This window comes from Cohnella sp. GCM10027633 (genome assembly GCF_042675445.1).
In the GTDB taxonomy this organism is placed as follows: domain Bacteria; phylum Bacillota; class Bacilli; order Paenibacillales; family Paenibacillaceae; genus Cohnella.
The window spans coordinates 32,870-55,442 of record NZ_JBHTGV010000003.1 but is presented as its reverse complement, the minus strand read 5'-3'; the positions used below and the strand labels follow the sequence as shown (position 1 = coordinate 55,442).

General features: G+C 59.6%; 20 protein-coding genes. All 20 read left to right on the top strand.

The features are described 5' to 3' along the window. Positions 1-6 precede the first annotated feature (6 nt). The 20 genes from rbfA to yfmF all read left to right on the top strand — a co-directional run bounded on the left by rbfA (position 7) and on the right by yfmF (position 22,573). Positions 7-360, top strand: coding sequence for a 30S ribosome-binding factor RbfA (rbfA, locus tag ACFQZG_RS09320; protein WP_378151710.1), 354 nt, complete (start codon positions 7-9; stop codon positions 358-360). An 18-nt stretch (positions 361-378) separates the two neighbouring features. Next, entirely contained in the window at positions 379-1,365 is a 987-nt protein-coding gene (locus ACFQZG_RS09315) for a DHH family phosphoesterase (protein WP_378151708.1), read from the top strand. Then, entirely contained in the window at positions 1,358-2,320 is a 963-nt protein-coding gene (truB, locus tag ACFQZG_RS09310; RefSeq protein WP_378151706.1) for a tRNA pseudouridine(55) synthase TruB, read from the top strand. Before ACFQZG_RS09315 ends, truB begins: the two co-directional genes overlap by 8 nt. A gap of 15 nt (positions 2,321-2,335) precedes the next feature. Beyond that, positions 2,336-3,328: a bifunctional riboflavin kinase/FAD synthetase gene (locus tag ACFQZG_RS09305; protein WP_378151704.1), complete on the top strand. Its 993-nt coding sequence runs from the start codon at positions 2,336-2,338 to the stop codon at positions 3,326-3,328. A 171-nt stretch (positions 3,329-3,499) separates the two neighbouring features. Then, complete coding sequence (gene rpsO / locus ACFQZG_RS09300; RefSeq protein ID WP_378114467.1) at positions 3,500-3,769, top strand: 30S ribosomal protein S15; 270 nt, start codon at positions 3,500-3,502, stop codon at positions 3,767-3,769. A 264-nt stretch (positions 3,770-4,033) separates the two neighbouring features. Further along, positions 4,034-6,136, top strand: a complete 2,103-nt coding sequence (gene pnp, locus ACFQZG_RS09295; RefSeq protein WP_378151702.1) for a polyribonucleotide nucleotidyltransferase — start codon at positions 4,034-4,036, stop codon at positions 6,134-6,136. A gap of 199 nt (positions 6,137-6,335) precedes the next feature. Further along, on the top strand, positions 6,336-7,286 hold the full coding sequence (locus tag ACFQZG_RS09290; protein ID WP_378152542.1) for a polysaccharide deacetylase family protein: 951 nt from the start codon (positions 6,336-6,338) through the stop codon (positions 7,284-7,286). A 124-nt stretch (positions 7,287-7,410) separates the two neighbouring features. Further along, on the top strand, positions 7,411-8,691 hold the full coding sequence (locus ACFQZG_RS09285; protein WP_378151700.1) for a M16 family metallopeptidase: 1,281 nt from the start codon (positions 7,411-7,413) through the stop codon (positions 8,689-8,691). Continuing rightward, positions 8,654-9,097 carry a dUTP diphosphatase gene (gene dut / locus ACFQZG_RS09280; protein ID WP_378151698.1) on the top strand — a complete coding sequence of 148 codons (444 nt, stop codon included), beginning with the start codon at positions 8,654-8,656 and terminating at the stop codon, positions 9,095-9,097. Before ACFQZG_RS09285 ends, dut begins: the two co-directional genes overlap by 38 nt. 510 nt (positions 9,098-9,607) lie before the next feature. Continuing rightward, entirely contained in the window at positions 9,608-10,507 is a 900-nt protein-coding gene (gene dpsA, locus ACFQZG_RS09275; protein ID WP_378151696.1) for a dipicolinate synthase subunit DpsA, read from the top strand. Beyond that, the gene (locus ACFQZG_RS09270) at positions 10,504-11,100 is read left to right on the top strand and encodes a dipicolinate synthase subunit B (protein WP_378151694.1); all 597 of its coding nucleotides are present in this window, start codon (positions 10,504-10,506) and stop codon (positions 11,098-11,100) included. Before dpsA ends, ACFQZG_RS09270 begins: the two co-directional genes overlap by 4 nt. 36 nt (positions 11,101-11,136) lie before the next feature. Continuing rightward, the gene (locus ACFQZG_RS09265; protein WP_378151692.1) at positions 11,137-12,177 is read left to right on the top strand and encodes an aspartate-semialdehyde dehydrogenase; all 1,041 of its coding nucleotides are present in this window, start codon (positions 11,137-11,139) and stop codon (positions 12,175-12,177) included. Between the two features lie 70 nt (positions 12,178-12,247). Continuing rightward, positions 12,248-13,465, top strand: coding sequence for an aspartate kinase (gene dapG / locus ACFQZG_RS09260; RefSeq protein WP_378151690.1), 1,218 nt, complete (start codon positions 12,248-12,250; stop codon positions 13,463-13,465). 27 nt (positions 13,466-13,492) lie between these two features. After that, the gene (dapA, locus tag ACFQZG_RS09255; RefSeq protein WP_378151688.1) at positions 13,493-14,371 is read left to right on the top strand and encodes a 4-hydroxy-tetrahydrodipicolinate synthase; all 879 of its coding nucleotides are present in this window, start codon (positions 13,493-13,495) and stop codon (positions 14,369-14,371) included. A gap of 219 nt (positions 14,372-14,590) precedes the next feature. Next, the gene (locus ACFQZG_RS09250; protein WP_378151686.1) at positions 14,591-16,270 is read left to right on the top strand and encodes a ribonuclease J; all 1,680 of its coding nucleotides are present in this window, start codon (positions 14,591-14,593) and stop codon (positions 16,268-16,270) included. 172 nt (positions 16,271-16,442) lie between these two features. Further along, positions 16,443-17,213, top strand: a complete 771-nt coding sequence (locus tag ACFQZG_RS09245; RefSeq protein ID WP_378151684.1) for a ClpP family protease — start codon at positions 16,443-16,445, stop codon at positions 17,211-17,213. Further along, entirely contained in the window at positions 17,210-17,470 is a 261-nt protein-coding gene (locus ACFQZG_RS09240; protein WP_378151682.1) for a YlzJ-like family protein, read from the top strand. The genes ACFQZG_RS09245 and ACFQZG_RS09240 overlap by 4 nt, the downstream gene beginning before the upstream one ends. A 66-nt stretch (positions 17,471-17,536) precedes the next feature. Further along, positions 17,537-20,254: a DNA translocase FtsK gene (locus tag ACFQZG_RS09235; RefSeq protein ID WP_378151680.1), complete on the top strand. Its 2,718-nt coding sequence runs from the start codon at positions 17,537-17,539 to the stop codon at positions 20,252-20,254. A gap of 146 nt (positions 20,255-20,400) precedes the next feature. Then, positions 20,401-21,177, top strand: coding sequence for a spore cortex-lytic enzyme (gene sleB / locus ACFQZG_RS09230; RefSeq protein WP_378151678.1), 777 nt, complete (start codon positions 20,401-20,403; stop codon positions 21,175-21,177). Between the two features lie 115 nt (positions 21,178-21,292). Continuing rightward, positions 21,293-22,573: an EF-P 5-aminopentanol modification-associated protein YfmF gene (yfmF, locus tag ACFQZG_RS09225; RefSeq protein WP_378151676.1), complete on the top strand. Its 1,281-nt coding sequence runs from the start codon at positions 21,293-21,295 to the stop codon at positions 22,571-22,573.

The window sequence follows — 22,573 nt, the reverse complement described above, 5'->3', positions numbered from 1 at the left end:
GCTTGCATGGCCAAATTCCGCGTAGGGCGGGTCGGCGAACAGATCAAGAAGGAGATCAGCTCCATCATCCAGACGGAGCTGAAAGATCCTCGCATCGGTTTCATTACCGTAACCGGCGTCGACTTGACGAACGACCTGTCCTTGGCCCGGGTATATATTAGCATCCTGGGCAGCGATGAACAGAAGGAAGAAACGCTGAAAGCGATCGGCCGGGCGAACGGATTCCTCCGTTCGGAGCTCGGTCGTCGCGTCAAGCTTCGGCATACGCCCGTGATGGAGTTCAAGTTCGACAGCTCCATCGCTTACGGCAGCCGGATCGAAGCGTTGCTCGCGAAGATCAATCAACAGTCGTTGGAGTAGAGTTAAGGGGGAAACAGCATGTGGGCGAACGCTTTGCAGGAAGCCGCCGCGTTCATTCGCGATAGGGACGACTTCCTGGTCGTGTCTCATGTGCAGCCCGACGGGGATGCCATCAGTTCGACGGTAGCCATCGGATGGTTGCTTGCGAAGCTGGGCAAAACGTATACGATGCTGAACGAAGGCCCCGTGCCTTCCCGGCTTCGTTATCTATGGAGAAGCGACGACATCGTCACGATCGGAGAGGATGGGGCGCCGACCCGGCATTATCGGAACGTCATCTGCGTCGATTGCGCCGATTACGCCCGCATCGGCCGGGGACAAGCATGGGTCGCGGAAGGCGCGGACGTGCTGAACATCGACCATCATCCGACGAACGACGCATACGGTCTCGTTAACGTGCTGCGGTTCGATGCAGCCGCGACGGCAGAGATCATCATCGCGCTCATCGACGAGATGGCTTACCCGATCGACGCGGATGTCGCGACCGCGATCTATACCGGCATCTTGACCGATACCGGAGGCTTCCGCTACGCGAACACGAGTCCCGACGTCATGGCCATCGCTTCGCGCCTGCTGCAAGCCGGCGTGAACGGTCCGGAGCTCGCGGAGCTGTTGCTCGAGCGGATGTCGGTCGGGCAGATGCAGATGATCCAGCGCGGGCTGTCGCGATTATCGTTCAGCGAAGATCATCGAATCGCGTGGCTGTGGGTGACGTCGGAAGACTTGGCGGATACCGGTGCGACGAACGAAGATTTGGAGGGGCTCGTCAATTACCCTCGCAATATCGAAGGCGTCGAAGTCGGTTTGCTGTTCAAGGCGAACGGCGAGACGTCCGTGAAGGTCAGCCTTCGTTCCTCCGGTCTCGTGAACGTCGCGGCCGTCGCGCAGCATTTCGGCGGAGGCGGGCACGTCCGCGCCGCGGGCTGCCGGCTGACCGAACCGCTCGACGAGGTCGTCTCGCAAGTCGTATCGGTCGTGCGGAAAGCGTTGGACGCGCATGAGTAGCGCCCAAGAACGGCCGATCGACGGCGTGATCGCGATCTGGAAGCCGGCCGGCTTCACGTCGCACGACGTCGTGGCGAAAGCCCGCCGCATTCTGCGAGAGAGGCGCATCGGGCATACCGGGACGCTCGATCCCGCCGTTACCGGCGTGCTACCGTTATGCGTCGGCCGCGCGACTCGGTTCGTCGAATATTTGCAAGAGCAGCCGAAGACGTACGAAGCGGCGCTTCGATTCGGGCTAGCGACGGATACCGAAGATATGACGGGCAACGTGATCGAAGAGAAGGACGCTTCCTACCTAAGCGAGGATGCGATCATCGAAGCGGCGCGTTCGTTCGTCGGGGACATCGACCAAATTCCTCCGATGGTGTCCGCGGTCAAGATGAACGGCAAGCGTCTGTACGAGCTCGCTCGCGAGGGCATCGTCGTCGAGCGGCCTTCCAGGCGCGTAACGATATACGAGCTGGACGTTCTGTCGGTTAGCACTTCGGCTCCGTATCCGACGCTGCGATTCTCGGTTGCATGCTCCAAGGGGACGTACATTCGCACGTTGTGCGTCGATATCGGCAAGAAGCTCGGCGTTCCGGCCGTCATGGCGGAGCTCGTGCGTACCGAGAGCGCCGGTCTCGGCCGGGAGCAATGCGTGACGCTCGAACGACTGGCGGAGTTGAAGGAGCAAGGGCGGTTGGAAGAGACGCTGATCTCCGGCGACTCGCTGCTGAAGATGCCGCGAACGGTCGTATCCGAACCGGAAGCGACATATGTTCTGCAAGGGAAGACGATCGCGGGCGGGCGGCTGCAGCCGCCGCCGGATCAGGATGGACTTTGGAAGCTGTATCGGTCCGACGGCGCGTTCCTCGGCTTGTTCGAAGCCGGCGAAGGCGCGCGGACGGTCCGTCCGGTGAAGGTGTTCCACCCCGCGAACGATCAGGGGGCCGGGAACATCGAGTCCGAGTAAGCAGGGGGACATCAAGTGGAACGATACGATTTATACGCTAACAACGTCGCCGCGGCGGGCATGCTGCCCGAGGGCGCTTGCAAATCGCAAGGCATCTCGCTTGCGGTCGGGTTCTTCGACGGGGTGCACCTGGGGCATCAAGAAGTGATTCGCCAGGCCGTCGCGTTGGCGAAGCAGCAGGGCTACGTGCCGGCTGTCATGACGTTCGACCCGCATCCGCGAGTCGTACTCGGTCACGGCTCCCAATATACGACCGTATTGACGCCCGTCGAGGATAAGCTCGCGTTGTTCGCCGAACTCGGCGTCGAAGCGGCTTACGTTATCCACTTCGACCGTCCGTTCTCGGAAGTGACGGCGGAGCGGTTCGTCAAGTCGCTCATCGCGCCGATCGGCGTGCGCGTCGCGGTCGTCGGCTTCGACTTCAAGTTCGGTTATCGCGGAGAAGGCAACGCGGATACGCTTCGCGCGTTCGGCGACGGCCTTCAGGTACACGTCGTATCGCCGGTATTCGAGGGCGGCGGCAAGGTAAGCAGCACCCGCGTGCGGGAGCAGCTTGCCGAAGGCGAGCCGCGAATCGCTTCGCGATTGCTCGGCAGGCCTTACGCCGTTCGCGGCGTCGTCGTTCACGGCGACGCCAGAGGCCGCCTGCTCGGATACCCGACGGCCAACGTCAATCCGGGGCAGCCTTACGTCATTCCGAGGTTCGGCGTCTATGCGATCGAAGCGGACGTGCTGCCGAAGCCGGGATCAGTCGAAGGCCCCGCGCGTTATCGCGGCGTGCTCAACGTCGGCGTTCGGCCGACGTTCGACGCCCCGGGCGGCCAACTGAAGCTGGAAGCGCATCTGTTCGATTACGACGGCGACTTGTACGGCCGCGAAATGGCGCTCATTCTTCATTCCTTCATTCGGCCGGAGCGCAAGTTCGAATCGATCGACCAGCTCGTCGCCCAGATCGCGAAGGACGCCGAGCAATCGCGCGCCTTGTTGAGCGAGCCGTTCCGCACCTAGGCGGAACATGGGCATTGTATATGCCTATGCGGATGTGCTATACTATTCAACGTTGCTGAATCGAAGCCGTACGGCTATCGCGGTAAGCAAACATAACCTTAGCTTGGCAGCGCGCCTCACACCGACGCCTGCGAGGCTAACGGCGATTCTAATGAAGGAGGTGTATCCAGGATGGCATTGACACAAGAACGTAAACAAGAGTTGATCGAAACGCATCGCACGCATGCGTCGGACACGGGATCCCCGGAAGTCCAAATCGCTATCCTTACGGAGAACATCAACAATCTGACGAACCATTTCCGGTCGCACAAGAAAGATCACCACTCGCGCCGCGGTTTGCTCAAGATGGTTGGCCAACGCCGTAAGCTGCTCGTTTACCTGAAAAACAAAGACGTTAGCCGTTACAGCGCGCTCATCGCGAAGCTCGGTCTGCGTCGCTAATTTTAAACCGCACGAAAGCAACCTGGCTCAGCCGCTACTTGGACTTTTGGTCCGAAGAGGCACCGGGTTGCTTTTTTCCCATGTTGGGGCCGCGCTCGCATGCGAGTCGATGCCTAAGCGGCCGTAAAGCAGGAAATAATGGGAAGAGTGTCGAATGTACATAAAGTTGTCTTGGCAAGAACGACCATTCGAAGCTTGCAAGGTCGCTTCGTCGTTCAGGCCGGCGTGACGGGCGGAAGCTCGCACTTAGAGGAGGGAATTGTTTTGGAACAACGTGTGGAGATGTTGCTCGGCGGACGTCCGTTCGCATTGGAGACGGGACGTCTGGCCAAGCAAGCGAACGGCGCGGTCGTCGTTCGTTATGGAGATACGGTGGTGCTATCCACTGTAACGGCTTCGACGGAGCCTAAGGATCTTGATTTTTTCCCGCTTACGGTTAACTACGAAGAGAAGCTGTACGCGGTAGGTAAAATTCCGGGAGGCTTCATTAAGCGCGAAGGACGTCCGAGCGAGAAGGCGATTCTCGCCAGCCGTTTGACCGACCGTCCGATTCGTCCGCTGTTCTCGGAAGGCTTCCGGAACGACGTTCAAATCGTTAGCCTCGTACTTAGCGTCGATCAAGATTGTTCGCCGCAAATCGCGGCGATGATCGGCACGTCCGCGGCGCTATCGATCTCGAACGTGCCGTTCAACGGTCCGATCGGCGGCGTTATCGTCGGTCGCGTCGACGGCCAGTTCATCGTCAACCCGACCGTCGAGCAGGAAGCGAAGAGCGACCTGTACGTCGTCGTCGCAGGCACGCGCGACGCGATCATGATGGTGGAAGCGGAAGCCGACGAAGTATCCGAGTCCGATATGCTCGAAGCGATCATGTTCGGCCACGATGAGATCAAGAAGATCGTAGACACGATCGACGAGCTCGTCGCCAAAGCCGGCCAACCGAAAATGGCGGTCAAGCTTCATGCGGTGGATTCGGTCGTAGAATCGGAAGTTCAAGGCTATGCGCAAGCTCGCCTCGTAGAAGCGGTACGCATCTCCGAGAAGCACGCGCGCCAGGAAGCGATCGACGCGATCAACGCGGAGACGGTCGAACATTTCGCGGTTCAGTATGCCGAGACGCCAAGCAAGCTGAAAGACGTCAAAGAAGTGCTGTACGATATCGTCAAGAACGAAGTGCGCCGCCTGATCACGCACGACAAAGTCCGTCCGGACGGACGCGGATTGTCCGAGATCCGTCCGATCGACAGCGACGTATCGATCTTGCCTCGTACGCACGGTTCCGGTCTGTTCACGCGCGGTCAAACCCAAGCGCTCAGCATCTGCACGCTCGGGCCGCTCGGCGAAGTTCAAATTCTCGACGGCATCGGCTTGGAAGAGTCGAAGCGGTTCATGCACCATTATAACTTCCCGCCGTTCTCGGTCGGGGAAGCCCGTCCGCTCCGCCCGCCGGGTCGCCGCGAAATCGGACACGGCGCGCTCGGCGAACGCGCGCTGCTGAAGGTCATTCCGTCGGAAGCGGAATTCCCGTACACGATCCGTCTCGTCTCCGAGGTGCTCGAGTCGAACGGCTCGACGTCCCAAGCGAGCATCTGCGCGAGCACGCTCGCGATGATGGACGCCGGCGTTCCGATCAAGGCGCCTGTCGCGGGCGTCGCGATGGGACTTATCAAAGACGGCGACCACACGTCGATCTTGACGGACATTCAAGGGATGGAAGACCATCTCGGCGATATGGACTTCAAGGTAGCGGGGACGGCGGCCGGCATTACGGCGATTCAGATGGACATCAAGATCGACGGCATCGATCGCGCCATCCTGACCGACGCGCTCGCTCAAGCGAAGGAAGGCCGCCTCCATATTCTCGGCAAGATGCTCGAGACGATGCAAGAGCCGCGCAAGTCGCTTAGCCCGTACGCGCCGAAGATCATCACGCTGAAGATCAATCCGGACAAAATCCGCGACGTCATCGGCTCCGGCGGTAAAATCATCAACAAAATCATCGAGGAAACCGGCGTTAAGATCGATATCGAGCAAGACGGCACCGTCTATATCGCATCGACGGACGAAGCGGCCAATAACCGCGCCCGCGCGATCATCGAAGGCATCGTGAAGGAAGTCGTCGTCGGCGAAGTGTATACCGGCACCGTCAAGCGGATCGAGAAGTTCGGCTGCTTCGTCGAAATTCTTCCGAACAAAGACGGGCTGATTCACATCAGCCAAGTCGCGAACGAGCGCATCGCCAAAGTCGAGGACGTCCTCAATATCGGCGACGTCGTACAGGTTAAAGTTACCGAGATCGACAACATGGGACGCATCAACTTGTCCCGCAAAGCGCTGCTCGGTTCCGAGCAACCGTCGAACGCGTAAGCCTTACGGTCTTCCGTCATATGCAACGAACGAAAGAGACGAGCAATCGGTCTCTTTTTGTTTTGCATAAATAAGGGCTTACAATGGGATGCTCACTCATAATCGAGGTTATCCGGGCATAGGATTGAGGCAGGATAACGTGGACAAGATTGGGGTGTGACGGTTGAAGGGAACGAAACCGCCGGTTAAGGCGTTCGCGATGATCATCTGTTTGCTGCTCGTTGTATTCGCGGGAACGTATGGCCCGTTAGATGAATATTTGTCCGCGGTCAAGCGGACGAACGCTGCCGATGCCGTCTTCGGTCCGGTCGCTGCCAATGACGAGTTGCTCGGTTGGATCGAACGGAAGGCTGCGGAAAAGACGCAGCCGGCGATCGACGCGGTCAACGACCGGATATGGCGCGCGATACCGGGTTACGACGGCCGCGAAGTCGACGTGCAGGCGACCTATCGCAAAGCCGTCGCCGCCGGTATCCAAGCGCCGGTGACCGATAACGGCTTCCCTTGGGTGTATCGCGACGTCAAGCCGCGCATCGGACTGGCGGAATTGCCGCTCTTGCCGATCTATCGGGGCAATCCGGCGAAGCCGATGGTCGCGCTGATGATCAACGTCGCATGGGGAGACGAATTCTTGACTTCGATGCTCGATCAGCTTGCGGCGGCGGACGTTCACGCGACGTTCTTCCTGGACGGCATGTGGCTGTCCAAGCATGCGGACGCTGCGAAAGACATGATCGCAAGGGGGCATGAGCTGTCCAACCACGCCTACTCCCATCCGAACATGAGCCAGATCGGACCCGCCAAGCAGCGGGAAGAGATCGGCAAGACGGAGAAGCTGCTGAAGGAGTTAGGGGTACGCAACCAATGGTTCGCGCCGCCGTCCGGCGATTATAACGGACAAACGGTCAAGGTCGCGGCCGAGTTCGGGCTGCGTACCGTGCTGTGGACGCTCGATACGCTTGATTGGAGGAAGCCGCCTTCATGGTCCATCGTAGCGAAAGTAACCTCACGGGTCGGACCCGGAACGCTTATCCTGATGCATCCGACCGAATCGTCGAAGGGCGCGCTGACCGGGATGATCAAGGCGATTCGGGCCAAAGGCTACGCGCTCGGCACCGTGTCGGAGACGCTATCGTCGGATCGCGCGTAAGCCGGCGGCCATTGGATGGCGATGACGGCGCGCTAGACGATTCAGACGGGCTGCGACCGTTGATGCTTGTTGTGGCACTTGTCGGAATTTGGTATAGTGGTATCATTCCAAAGGGGGAGATCGGGTGAAAAAGTACCAACTAGGCAACGGACTCCGCGTGATGATCGAATCGATTCCCGGCGTCAGATCGGTATCGTTCGGCATCTGGGTCAAAACCGGTTCCCGCTACGAAAATTTGGACAACAACGGGATATCCCATTTTATCGAACACATGCTGTTCAAAGGGACGAATCGCCATAGCGCCAAAGATATCGCCGACCGCTTCGACGGCATCGGCGGCAACGTCAACGCCTTCACGTCCAAAGAATACACGTGTTATTACGCGAAAGTGCTCGACGAGCACTTGCCTATCGCCGTCGACATCTTGGCCGATATGTTCTTCAACTCCCAATTGGCGGAGGAAGAGCTTGCCAAGGAGAAGAACGTCATCCTCGAAGAGATCGCGATGTACGAGGACACGCCGGACGATACGGTGCACGACCTCGCTTCCAGCGCGGCGTACGGCGATCATCCGCTCGCTTACTCCATTCTCGGAACGGCTGAACGGCTGAACGCGATGGGGCCGGCGATGCTGCGAGAATATATGGGCCAGCGCTATCGGATCGACAACACCGTCATCAGCATCGCGGGCAACATTACGGAAGAGGTTCTCGCGCTGCTGGAGCAGCATTTCGGCCACTTCAACGTCACCGGAGCGGATCAAGTCGTCCACGCGGCTTCGTTCCATTCGAACGCCCTGTTCCATAAGAAGAAGACGGAGCAGAATCATCTCTGCTTAACGTTCCCGGGGTGTTCGATCCAAGAGCAGAACATGTACGCGATGATTCTGCTGAACAATACGATCGGCGGCGGCATGAGCTCGCGTCTGTTCCAAGAAATCCGCGAGAAGCGCGGTCTCGCGTATTCCGTCTATTCCTACCATACTTCGTATGCCGACAGCGGACTGTTCACGGTATACGCGGGCACGGCTCCGAAGCAGACGCAGGACGTGTACGACCTGACGATGGAGATGCTTAACGACGTCGCGGCGAAGGGGCTCAACGAAGCCGAGATTTCGCGCGGCAAGGAACAGCTCAAGGGCAACCTGATTCTCAGCTTGGAGAGCACGAGCAGCCGGATGAACCGTCTCGGGAAGAACGAGTTGATGCTGGGTCGCCACTATTCGCTGGACGATATGTTGGCGCGCATCGACCGCGTGACGCTGGACGACGTGAACGGCATGATCAAGTCGATGATGGAGCAGCCGTGCGCGGTCGCCCTCGTCGGCGCGAGCGACAAAGTGTTGTCGGGAATCGGGAGGGAATTCGTTGTATCCAATTCAACTGAAGCGGCTGCCGGGGAATGAAGACGTTCCGCTGCCGCAGCAAATGTCCGAATGGGCCGCGGGCTTCGACGTCCATGCGGCGGTAGCTGAACCGGTCGAACTCGCGCCGGGGCAACGCGCGTTAATCCCGACCGGCTTCGCGATGGCGATGCCGAGGGAGCTCGAAGCGCAGGTCAGACCTCGCAGCGGTCTCGCGTTCAAGCACGGCATCACTTGCTTGAACACGCCCGGCACGATCGACGCGGACTACCGCGGCGAAGTGAAGGTGCTGCTCATTAATCTGGGGCAGGAGCCGTTCACGATCAACCGCGGCGAGCGCATCGCGCAGATCGTGTTCCAGGAAGTGCCGCGCGTCAGCTTGCAGGAAGTGACCGAGCTTCCGGACACCGTCCGCGGCGCGGGGGGCTTCGGGCATACGGGACGATAGTTACGATGAGTTGATTACGATGGGGGAGGAACATGTATATCCTTTCGCTGCTGTTACGGTCCCGAATTCTGAATGGTAAACCCGTAACAAGGTGAATTCGGGACCGTAAAGGCAGGCGCTTCGCTCTTCAGGACATACATGTTCCTCTTGTTCATCGTAATATCGTTTGGAAATAGGGTGTGAAGGAGTTGTCCCGATGTATGGGGACAACTCCTTTTACTATATTACTGAAGTTCAACGCGGCGACATCGAGTTACGATTGCTGAAATGGATCAACATCGAAGCATGAAAGAGTGGGATATATGTCCTGAAGAGTGAAGCGTCAGCCTTTACGGACGTGAAATCACCTTGGTCTCTCCATTCGGATTTCACGGCCGTAACAGCTGCGTAAGGGGATGTATCCCGCGTCACCCCCACAAGACACACACAATGCGCTGTCCCTTCACCCCTCGCTGGGCGCATGCATACGATGATCTATGCATAAGCAAGCAAACGAAGGGAGGGGACACGATGCTCACGGGAGCGCAGATCGTACTCGCCGGCGGCGACGCGAGGCAGCTCGAGGTGATCCGCCGCCTGACCGAGCTCGACGCATCGGTCACGCTATGCGGCTTCGATAGGCTGGATACGCCTTACAGCGGCGTAGTCAAAGCGGATTGGACGCCCGACATCTTGGAAGCAGCCGACGCATTGGTGCTTCCCGCGGTCGGCACCGACGACGCCGGGACGATCTCGACCATATTCACCGATCTTGAACTGAAGCTGACGGATGACCATCTATCGGCTGCTCCCAAGACATGCAAGGTCGTCACCGGCATGGCGAAGCCTTATTTGAAGAAGCTATGCGAGAAGCATCACATCGAACTCGTCGAACTGTTCGAGCGCGACGACGTCGCCATCTACAACTCGATTCCGACGGCCGAAGGCGCCCTCATGATGGCGATTCAGAACACCGATATTACGATCCACAACTCGAATTGCATGGTGCTCGGCCTCGGACGAACCGGCTTCACGATGGCTCGGACGCTGCATGCGCTAGGGGCTCGAGTGAAGGTCGGCGTGCGCCGGGACGAATCGTTCGCGCGCGCTTTCGAAGCCGGTTTCGAGCCGTTCTATATGCCTGATATCGCGCGTCTGGCGGGGAATATCGACTTGATTTTTAACACAATTCCGACTATGATAGTCACAGCACAAGTGATCGCACAACTTCCCCTGCGCGCATGTATTATCGACCTGGCCTCGAAGCCCGGAGGAACCGATTTCAGGTTCGCCGAGAAGCGAGGAATCAAGGCGCTGTTGGCACCCGGATTGCCGGGTATCGTGGCACCGAAGACGGCGGGTCGCATCATCGCGAACAGTCTGATCCAGATCGTTCTGGAAGACATCCGACTACGGGGGAATCAACCATGAATTGGCAAGGATTAACGGTAGGATACGCCTTATCCGGCTCGCATTGCACGCTCGCGGAGATCATGCCCCAAATCCAGCGCTTCATCGATGCGGGCGCGTCCGTCGTGCCGATCGTCTCTTCGACGATCATGACGACGGATACGAGATTCGGCAAATCGGAAGATTGGCAGAAGGCGCTCAAGGATATTACCGGCAACGACATCATTTCGACGATCGTCGAAGCCGAACCGCTCGGGCCCTCCAAGAGGCTGGACGTTCTGGCGATCGCCCCTTGCACGGGCAACACGACGAGCAAGCTGGCGAACGCGATGACCGACGGTCCCGTGCTCATGGCCGCGAAGTCGCAGATGCGCAACGGACGTCCGCTGGTGCTCGCCATCTCCACGAACGACGGACTCGGCCTTAATGCCGCGAACATCGCCAAGCTGCTCGTCACGAAGAACATCTACTTCGTTCCGTTCGGCCAAGATAACCCGCAGGCGAAGCCGAATTCTCTCGTCGCGCGCATGGATCTCGTTCTGGAGACGTGCGAAGCGGCGCTGCAAGGCAAACAATTGCAACCTTTGCTCATTGAGCGGTTCCTATACGCTTGAGATATATTCGCAGCACCCGAGGGGAGAAGGACCAATATGTCGACACAAACGTTGTTTAACGTTGCCGTCGTGGGAGCGACCGGCGCCGTTGGGGAACAAATCATCAGATTACTAGACGAACGCAACTTCCCGCTTGCCAGCTTGAAGCTGCTCTCTTCCGCGCGTTCCGCGGGAACGAAGATCGCTTTCAAGGGCAAGGAGTTCATTGTAGAAGAAGCGACGCCGGATAGCTTCAAGGGCGTGGATATCGCGTTGTTCAGCGCGGGCGGCGACGTCAGCAAGGCGCTTATTCCGCATGCCGTATCCCACGGCGCCGTATGCATCGACAATACGAACGCATACCGCATGGATCCGGAGACGCCGCTCGTCGTTCCGGAAGTCAATATCGACAAGATCAGCGAGCACAAGGGAATCATCGCGAATCCGAACTGTTCGACGATCCAGATGGTCGCGGCCCTTAAACCGCTCTACGACCGTTACGGCATCAGCCGCATCATCGTATCCACGTACCAAGCGGTATCCGGCGCCGGCGCGAAAGCGATCGGCGAGATGCTTCGCCAATCCCGCGAAGTGCTGGACGGCAACGATCCGAAACCGGACATTCTTCCGTCCGCTTCCCTGCCCGTGAAGCATCAGATCGCCTTCAACGTCATTCCGCAGATCGATAAGTTCACGGACAACGGCTTCACGCTCGAAGAGATGAAGATGATCCGCGAAACGAAGAAAATCATGGGCGACGAAACGCTGGAAGTTACGGCGACTTGCGTGCGCGTGCCCGTCGTATACGGTCACTCCGAGTCGGTCTACGTCGAATTGAAGTCCGACTTCGACGTCGATGAAGTGAAGAACCTGCTATCCGATGCGCCGGGACTCGTATTGCTCGACGACCCTGCGGGACAGCAATATCCGATGCCGGCATTCGCGGCCGGCAAGAACGAGACGTTCGTAGGCCGCGTACGCCGCGACATCTCGAACCCGCGCGGTTTGAATCTGTGGATCGTCTCCGACAACCTGCTCAAGGGCGCGGCATGGAACGCGGTTCAGATCGCCGAGTACATCGCGATACCGCAACAATAATAGAACAAATCGCAGCAGCGTTCCTACCTTCTTCCCGCTAACGGTTCCGCTCCGAGTGGAGGAAGAGAAGATGGACCTGATCGTGCAAAAATTCGGTGGGACGTCGCTATCCGACGAACAAAGTCGGCGCCACGTCCTCCGTCATATTGTCCGCGAACGCGATGCGGGACGCTCGATCGTCGTCGTCGTATCGGCGATGGGAAGGCGAGGGGAGCCTTACGCGACCGATTCGCTGCTGGAGTTGATCAGGAACAACGGCAATGCGTTGCCCGCCAGGGAGAGGGATTTGCTGCTGTCTTGCGGCGAATTGATCTCCGCGGCGACGCTGTGCAGCTTGCTGATCGCGGAAGGCATTCCGGCGGTCGCTTTGACCGGAGGACAGGCAGGCATCGTGACGGACGCAAGGTACGGCGCCGCTCGGATTCTGCGGATTAAGGCCGATGCGGTTCGCCAGCATATGGCCGAGGGCCGAGTCGTCATCGTCGCCGGCTTCCAAGGAATGACCGAGCACGGGGAGACGACGACGCTCGGACGCGGCGGCAGCGACACGTCGGCGACGGCGCTAGGAGCTGCGCTTCGCGCTTCGATCGTCGACATCTACACCGACGTCGACGGCATCTTGACCGCCGATCCGCGGTGGGTGCCCGGCGCGCGCCAGTTGCCGATCGTCAGCTATGAAGAGATCAGCAACATGGCGAACAACGGAGCGAAGGTCATTCATCCGAGGGCGGTGGAGATCGCGATGAAGGCGGGCGTGCCCGTACGCGTGCGATCGACGTTCTCGGACGGCGAAGGAACGCTTGTGACCCGCTCGGAGACGATGCGGGAGAAAGGCGTATGGACCGATCGGACGGTTACGGGGCTCGCCCACGTCAGCGGCGTTACTCAGCTTGCGGTCCATAGCGACAACGGTCCGTCCGAGCTGCAGCTTCGCGTCTTTCGCGCGATGGCGACTCACGGCATAAGCGTAGACTTCATCAACGTCATGCCCGCCGGGGTTCATTATACGGTCCCGGCAAGCGATACGGACATGGCGGTGAAGCTGCTCCGAGCCCTGGATTTCGAACCGTTCGTACGCCGCGGCTGCGCGAAAGTGTCGCTCATCGGCGGAGGCATGAACGGAGAACCGGGCGTCATGGCGGGCATCGTGGAGGCGCTCACGACCGCGGGCATTTCGATACTGCAATCCGCGGATTCCAATACAACGATATGGGTGCTCATCGCAGAGGCCGATCTTGCGGCGGCGCTGCAGGCATTGCATGCCGCATTCGGGCTGCATATCGCCTAGGCGATGGGGAACAAGGGGGAAGATCGAATGAGTTTCGGGCGTCTGATTACGGCAATGGTTACCCCGTTCGACGAACAACTGAACATCGATTGGGACACGACGGGCCGATTAATGGATTATTTAATAGAAGTACAGAAATCCGACAGCTTGGTCGTCAGCGGGACGACGGGAGAGTCTCCGACGCTTACCGACGACGAGAAGGTCGCGCTGTTCCGGTTCGCGGTGAAGCATGCCGCCGGCCGCTGCAAGATCATCGCGGGAACGGGAAGCAACGAGACGGCCCATTCCGTCATGCTGACGAAGAAGGCCGAAGAAGTCGGCGTGGACGGGGCGCTGCTCGTGGCTCCTTACTATAACAAGCCGAATCAAGAAGGCATTTACCAGCACTTCAAGGCCGTCGCCGATGCGACGAGCTTGCCGATCATGATCTATAACGTACCGTCGCGCACGGTTACGTCGATCTCGGTCGCGACGACGCTTCGTCTCGCGCAAATTCCGAATATATTCGCGACGAAGGAATGCGCGGGGCTCGAGCAAGTGACGGAGATCGTCGCAGCCGCGCCGGAAGGCTTCGTCGTCTACAGCGGCGACGACGCGGTCACGCTTCCGGTGTTGTCCGTCGGCGGCTACGGCATCGTCAGCGTCGCGAGCCATATGATCGGCGCGCAGATGAAGGAGCTTATCGAGACGTATCTCGCGGGCGACGTGAATCGGGCGATCGCACTGAACCAACAATGCTTTCCGTACTTCAAAGGGCTGTTCAACTGTCCGCATCCGGTACCGAATCCGGTCGCGGTCAAGCATGCCCTCGGGTTGCGCGGTTTGCCCGTCGGCGGCGTAAGATTGCCGCTCGTTCTCGCGAACGAGGCAGAGGCGGACTTCATTCAAGCGCTAATCAAAGCATAACGATCGGATTAACGTCGGCCGCCGCCCAAGTCCCTTACAGCGAAGCCGATGTCCGGAGGATATCGGTTTTTTGCTGTGGCAAATCCTGTATGCGCGAACTTGTTTTTGCGGAGTTGCTTCATGTATAATGGTTGAGAGTGATTGGGTGCGGCCAATATTTTGCAAATTGATAATTTCATATCGAACGGGATCGTCGAGATGATTCGGGAGGTACTAGACTTGTCCAAGAAGAACAACCAAGACAAATTGCTCATTTTCGCGCTCGGCGGCGTAGGTGAGATCGGCAAAAACATGTATTGCATCCAGTATGCAAACGACATCGTAGTCGTAGACGCCGGTCTTAAATTTCCGGAGGAAGAGATGCTCGGCATCGACGTCGTCATTCCGGATATTACTTACTTAATCGAGAACCGCGATAAAGTACGGGGAATTCTGCTCACGCACGGCCACGAAGACCATATCGGCGGCCTTCCGTACATTCTGAAACAACTGAACGTTCCGATCTACGGAACGAAGCTGACGCTCGGCCTCGTCGAGAACAAGCTGAAGGAAGCGGGATTGCTAGGCGATACGAAGCGCCATCTGATCAACGAAGCGACGGAGCTTCAGATGGGCTCGATGAAAGCAAGCTTCTTCCGCACGAACCACAGCATTCCTGACTCGGTCGGCGTATGCCTCGAGACGCCGGAAGGCATCGTCGTCCATACGGGCGACTTCAAGTTCGACCATACGCCGGTGAACGAGCAGTATGCGGACTTGCAACGGATGGCAGGCATCGGCAGCCGCGGCGTGCTCGCGCTGCTGTCGGACAGCACGAACGCGGAGCGCGCGGGATTCACGCCGTCGGAGAGCAACATCGGCAAAGAATTCGAAGAGATTTTCCGCAGCTCCAAGCAACGCGTCGTCGTGGCGACCTTCGCTTCGAACGTGCACCGGATCCAACAGGTCATTAACGCCGCCATGGAAACTCGCCGCAAGATGACCGTCATCGGACGCAGCATGGTGAACGTCGTGACGATCGCTTCCGAGCTCGGTTACTTGAACATTCCGGAAGGCATGCTTATCGAGCCGGAGGAAGTGAACAAGCTGCCGGCGGACCGCGTCGTCATTCTGTCGACCGGCTCCCAAGGCGAACCGATGTCCGCGCTTACGCGCATGGCAAGATCGACGCACCGCAAAGTCGACATCCTGCCTGGCGATACCGTCGTCATCGCCGCTACCCCGATCCCGGGTAACGAGCGTTACGTCGGCCGCACGGTCGACGAATTGATGCGCCTCGGCGCCCACGTGATCTACGGTCCGGGCTCGATTTCCGGCGTACACGTATCCGGCCATGGCAGCCAAGAAGAATTGAAGCTGATGCTGAACCTGATTCGGCCGCAATATTTCATTCCGATCCATGGCGAATACCGGATGCTGCGCCACCACGGCTTGCTAGGCGAAGCGGTGGGCATTCCGAAGGAAAATATTTTCCTGATCGATAACGGAGACACGGTCGAATTCCAGAACGGCCAAGGGCGCAAAGCCGGCAAAATTCCGGCAGGCAACGTCCTTATCGACGGCCTCGGCGTCGGCGACGTCGGCAACATCGTCCTTCGCGACCGGAAGCTGTTGTCCCAAGACGGCATTCTCGTCGTGGTCGTCACGCTGAGCAAGCAAGACGGCACGATCTTGTCCGGTCCGGACATTATCTCGCGCGGCTTCGTCTACGTGAGAGAGTCCGAAGGCTTACTGGAAGAAGCGAACCGGATCGTAACCGGTACGCTGCACAAGCTTATGAACGACAACGTCAACGAGTGGGCGTCGCTCAAGACGAACGTCAAAGACGCGCTCGGCAGATTCTTGTACGAGCAAACGAGACGCAGGCCGATGATCTTGCCGATCATCATGGAAGTATAAAGAAACAGAACACCCCACACTCATCGAAGCCGTTCATCGGTCGCCCAGCGACTCGATGAACGGTTTTTGTTTGCGGTTCGAATAGGATAATAACGGTTGGCATGCCGTATAAATGCTCCCTTGCCGTCCATACTATGTCAAGCTATTCGACCGTAACGATGGAGGGATCATCTTGAGCGACAAGGACAAGAGAGACGCGACCGGGGAGCAGCCTGCTCCGAGCACGACGAATCCGAACCCCTCGGAAGAAACGCGGAAAGCCGCGGCCGCGACGGAGTCGATCGTGCAGCTCGGAACGGCGCCGCTGCCGCCGGGCGAATCGAACATCTTCTGCTTGACGATTATCGGGCAAGTCGAAGGACATCTGATGCTGCCTCCGCAGAACAAGACGACGAAATACGAGCATGTCATTCCGCAGCTCGTCGCGGCGGAGCAGAATCCGAAAATCGAAGGGCTGCTCATCGTGCTCAATACCGTCGGAGGCGACGTGGAGGCCGGACTCGCGATCGCGGAGATGATCGCTTCGCTCAGCAAGCCGACCGTAACGGTCGTGCTCGGCGGGGGCCATTCGATCGGGGTGCCGATCGCCGTATCGGCGGATTACACGTTCATCGCGGAGACGGCGACGATGACGATTCATCCGATTCGCATGACGGGTCTGGTCATCGGCGTGCCGCAGACGTTCGAATATTTGGAGAAAATGCAGGAGCGCGTCACCCGCTTCGTTACCCGCCATTCGAAGGTAACGGAGGAGACGTTCAAGGAGCTCATGTTCAAGACGGGCGAGCTGACGCGCGACATCGGTACGACGGTCATCGGCGCGGACGCGGTCAAGCACGGGCTCATTCACGCGGTCGGCGGACTCGGCGACGCGCTTCGGGAGCTGAACCGGCGAATCGCCGAGCGCAAAGCGCCCAAGCCGGAGGGGGTAACGGCAGGATGACCCTCTATACGACGATGCCGCTCGAGCTCGTGCTCGACGGCATGCAGAACGAGCCGGGACCGTTCGTCGAGATCGACCACGACGGCATGACGATGCAGGTCATGCCGACCGCGCCAGGCGTCGGCACGATCGTACGGTTATTGTCGGCGCCGCTGGAGAGGTACCTTAGCCCCGAATATACGCCGGGACGAACGATCTATTATGCGGCCCGACTGCCGATTGTAAGCGATACCGTACAAGAGATGCCCGGGTTATAACGTCCCGGTAACGTCTGCCAACCGCGGGTCAACTGTGGTATAATGTTGAACCGGGAGGTGGCAACTTTGCCCAAACGCAAAAAAAAGCGGGCTTCGTTCGGAGCAAGCTTGAAATACGAAGTATACGGCATTCTATTAATAACGCTATCGGTCATCGCCATCTCCGGGGAAGCCGCCGTCGGACGGTCGTTGTCGAAGCTGTTCGGCTTCCTGCTGGGCATCCATTACTACATGCTTGCGCTTGCCGGCATCTGGGTCGGCTTATACGTGATGGTGAAGCGCGCCTGGCCGCGCGGCTGGACGTCGCGCCGGTCGGGCTTCATTATCGTGGCGTTGGGATTCACGCTGTGGAGCTCCATGGCGGCGATCGACAACAGTCTCGGCGTCATCGACGCCGTGACGCCTTCGAGCATCGTCAGCCAGACGATGGACCAGCTGCGGGAGCAGCTATGGTCGGTGCCGCCCGAGGAAGACACGGCGATTACCGAGAAGGCGATCGGCGGCGGGATGACCGGAGCGCTGCAATATTCGATGCTCTACTGGCTGTTCGGTTACTACGGCGCCAAGTTCGTTCTGATCATCGAATTCGCGATCGCGCTGTTGCTGATCACGAATCGCTCTTACGTCGAGATGGGCCGCGCGGTCAAGCTGTTCCTCATGCGCGTCATGCCGCTGCTCGCAGCGCGGTTCTCTTCCGGCCGCAAGCTGCTCCGGGCGAAGGCGATTCCGGTCAAAGGCGCGGGCAAGCCCGCGACGATGCCGGCGCTTCCGCTCGAGCCGGACGACGATCCGTTGGACGAGCAGCCGCTTATGCCGAGGGAACGGAAGACGCCGCTATTCTTCCAGCTGTTCCACGGGAAGCCGGAGCGCGAGACGGGCTCCTCTCATGAAGATCAATGGGACGACGAAGAGCCGGTGGAGATGACTTCTCCGAAGAAGGCCGAACCGTCCGGATTCGGACGGAGAGGGCAGTCGCCGGAGAAGGCGAAGCCGACGATCGAGACGCAATACCAAGAAGATACCGAGCCGGCGCCGCCGACGGGATTCGTACCGCCGGTTCCCCCGGCCGTTCCTGCGCAGCCGCCCGTCCAACCGCAGCCGCGGTTCACGGATTTCGCCGCGCAGGCGTATCCGAGCGACGCTTGGAACGACGCCGCGGACGACGCGGACGACGACGCGATGCCGGCTCCCGATCGGATCGTACAGGCCGAGCTCGACTTCGAAGAGGAGCGCCTGCCGGGATTGGAGGAGGCTCAAGCCGCGACGTCCGGCGCGGCCGTTGCGGACATGTCCAACGCAAGCGCAACCGGCACCGCAGCCGCAGCCGCAGCACCGAAGCCGCCGCGCAAAGTGCCGAAACCGTATCGCCTGCCGGGCATGAACCTGCTGGACAAGCCGGCTTCTTCCGGCAAGTCCGGCAATGCCGCCGATTACATGAGCACGGCCCGCAAGCTGGAAGCGACGCTCGAGAGCTTCGGCGTCCGCGCCAAGGTGCTCGACGTGGCGCGCGGTCCGGCGGTAACGCGTTACGAGCTGCAGCCCGACGTCGGCGTCAAGGTGAGCCGGATCGTCAACTTGACGGACGATATCGCGCTCGCGCTCGCCGCCAAGGACATCCGGATGGAAGCGCCGATTCCCGGCAAATCCGCCATCGGCATCGAAGTGCCGAACAACGAGGTCAGCGTCGTCACGCTGCGCGAGGTGCTCGAGACGCAGCCGTTCCAAGAGTCCGCGGCGAAGCTGACGATCGCGTTCGGACGCGACATCTCCGGCCAGCCGATCGTCGGCAACCTGGCGAAGATGCCGCACTTGCTCGTCGCCGGCGCGACGGGCTCCGGCAAGTCCGTCTGCATTAACGGCATCATTACGAGCCTGCTCTACAAGGCGAAGCCGGATGAAGTGAAGTTTCTGATGATCGACCCGAAGATGGTCGAGCTGAACGTATACAACGGCATACCGCACCTGCTCGCGCCGGTCGTCACCGACCCGCGCCGCGCGTCGCTTGCCCTGAAGAAGATCGTCGTCGAGATGGAGAAGCGTTACGAGAAGTTCTCCAAGTCCGGCACGCGCAATATCGAGGGTTACAACGCGCTTATGATGAGCGGGGACAATCCGGACGGCGTGCTGCCGTACATCGTCGTCATCGTCGACGAGCTCGCCGACCTCATGATGGTCGCCGCCGGCGACGTGGAAGACGCGATAACGCGCCTTGCGCAGATGGCCCGAGCGGCGGGCATCCATCTGATCATCGCGACCCAGCGTCCGTCCGTCGACGTCATTACCGGCGTCATCAAGGCCAACATTCCAAGCCGGATCGCGTTCGGCGTGTCGTCGCAGGTCGACTCGCGGACGATTCTCGACATGGTCGGCGCGGAGAAGCTGCTCGGGCGCGGCGACATGCTGTTCTTGCCGATGGGCGCGTCCAAGCCGATCCGCGTGCAGGGCGCGTTCCTGTCTGACGGCGAAGTCGAGTCCGTCGTCGGTTACGCCCGCGGACAAGCCGAAGCCGAATACAACGAGGATCTCGTTCCGGAGATCGACGATTCGGAGCCGGCCGACGCGGACGACCTCGACGAGCTGTTCGACCAGGCGGTCCAGATCGTCATCGAGGCGAAGCAAGCGTCCGTGTCGCTGCTCCAGCGGCGCATGAGGATCGGCTACAACCGCGCCGCGAGGCTCATCGACTCGATGGAGGCCAAAGGCGTCGTCGGCCCTTACGAGGGCAGCAAGCCGCGCGAGGTGCTCATGACGATGGAGCAATATCAGCAACGCATCCCTTCCTAAGAACCTTCAGCAAGGCCTGCGATCCGATACCGGATCGCGGGCCTTTTTCGTTCCGCGCGAGGAACTGGGTATAAGAGGCATTGCCCTATCTCATACTAACGGGCGAACGACCAACCAGTACAAACATAAGAAAGGCGTGAACGCTAGTGAGCTATCGTCTGGTCATTCTGACCGTGTGCTTGATGTTCGGCTTGCTCGGCCTCTATTCGTTGCAGCACCACGGACTGAGCCGGGAGACGTTCGGGACGGCGACGCTGAAGCAAGGCTCGACGGGCAAGGACATCTACGAGCTGCAAGGCAGGCTGAAGGCGTTAGGGTACTTCAACGGCAAGGTCGACGGCGTCTTCGGAGCGAAGACGAAGAACGCGGTCACCTGGTTCCAATGGAAGTTCGGCTTGAAGTCGGACGGAGTCGTCGGATCGAAAACGAAGCTCAAGCTATGGAACGCGACGAAGAACTGGAAGCCTACCGCGGAGGAATTGCCGGGAGGCGGCGGAGGAACGGCTTCGCCCGGTTCGGGATCGTCCGGATCGTCGGCTAAGCTGCCGGCTTCCAATGATCTCGGCCTGACGGACAAGGATATGAAAATGATGGCGAACGCCGTCTACGGAGAATCCCGAGGCGAGCCGTACATCGGCCAAGTGGCGGTCGCCGCGGTAATCCTGAACCGGGTTAAATCGTCGCAATTCCCGAATACGGCGACGGGCGTCATCTTCCAGCCGGGCGCGTTCACGGCGGTCGCGGACGGCCAAATCTGGCTTACCCCGAACGACAGCGCGTTGAAAGCGGTGAAGGACGCGGTCAGCGGACTCGATCCGACGGACGGCTGCCTGTACTACTTCAACCCCGAAACCGCGACGTCCAAATGGATCTGGACGAGACCGCAATACAAGACGATCGGAAAGCATATTTTCTGCCGGTAAGCGGGGTTGCGGGGACAAATTTCCACTATTTGCTTCCGGCTTGTTCAATCGGTTAGAATGGGGCTGAACGCAGCGAGACGAAGACGCGAATTCACTGATAAGGGGCATGATCACAATGTCTGAACAGTTCCAGAGAGGCACGCTCGGCCGGCTGCGGCTGCACGTCCTGCCGACCAAGCGCTTCAAGACGTTCGCCGTGTCGTTGTTCGCCGGCATACCGCTTACCGAGTCCGGGGTGACGCCGATCGCGCTCACCCCTTTCGTGCTTCGTCGGGGTACGAGATCGTACCCGGAGACCCTCTCGTTCCGCGAGAAGCTCGACGACCTGTACGGAGCAGGCTTCGGCTTCGACCTGTATAAGCGCGGCGACAACCAAGTGGTCCAGTTCAGACTGGACATCATTAACGACCGGTTCGTCTCGGCGAAGGAATCGCTTCTCGGCGAGGCGCTCGGATTCCTCGGCGAGGTGCTGACGGCGCCCGCCCTGGAAGACGGACGATTCCGCTCGAAGTACGTGGAAGCGGAGAAGACGACGGTAAGCAAGCGAATCGACGCCATTATCAACGATAAAATCCGGTACGCGTCGGAACGGTGCGTCGAAGAGATGTGCAAGGGCGAGCCGTACCGGCTTCCCGCGCTCGGACGCAAAGACGAGCTGGCCGCCTTGGACGGCGCGGCGCTCTACGAAGCGTACCGCAAGTGGTTAAGCGAAGCGAGCCTGGACTTGTACGTCGCGGGCGACACGACGCTGGAGGAAGTCGAGGCGTTCGCCAAGCGATCGTTCGACTTGCCGGGCGGCACGCCCGCGTCTTACGCGGCGCCGAAGCTCGTGCCGGCGAGAGCCGACATACAGACGATCGTCGAGAGGCTCGAGGTCGGGCAAGGCAAGCTGAATATGGGCCTGCGCGTCGGTTCGACTTACGGCAGCCCGGATTACGCGTCGTTGCTCGTCTATAACGGCCTGCTCGGCGCGTTCCCGCATTCGAAGCTGTTCATCAACGTCCGGGAGAAGGCGAGCCTGGCGTATTACGCTTCTTCGAGGCTCGACGGGCACAAGGGCATCATGACGCTGCAATCGGGCATCGAGATCAAGAACTACGAGCGGGCTTCGCGCATTATGCAGGAGCAGCTCGACGCGCTTCGGGCCGGGGACTTCGCGGAGTCGGATCTGCAGAAGACGAAGGCGATGATCGTCAACCAGCTGCGCGAAATTCAAGATTCGGCGTTCGAACGCATCTCGTTCGACTTCAGCAACGTGCTCTCTAGCGTGGAGCGGACGGGCGAAAGCTTCATCGCGGATATCGAAGCGGTTACGGCGGAGCAAGCGACGGCCGCTTCGCATCTCGTTAAGCTCGACACGATCTACTTCTTGCGCGACCGGAAGGAGGAGGCTTAA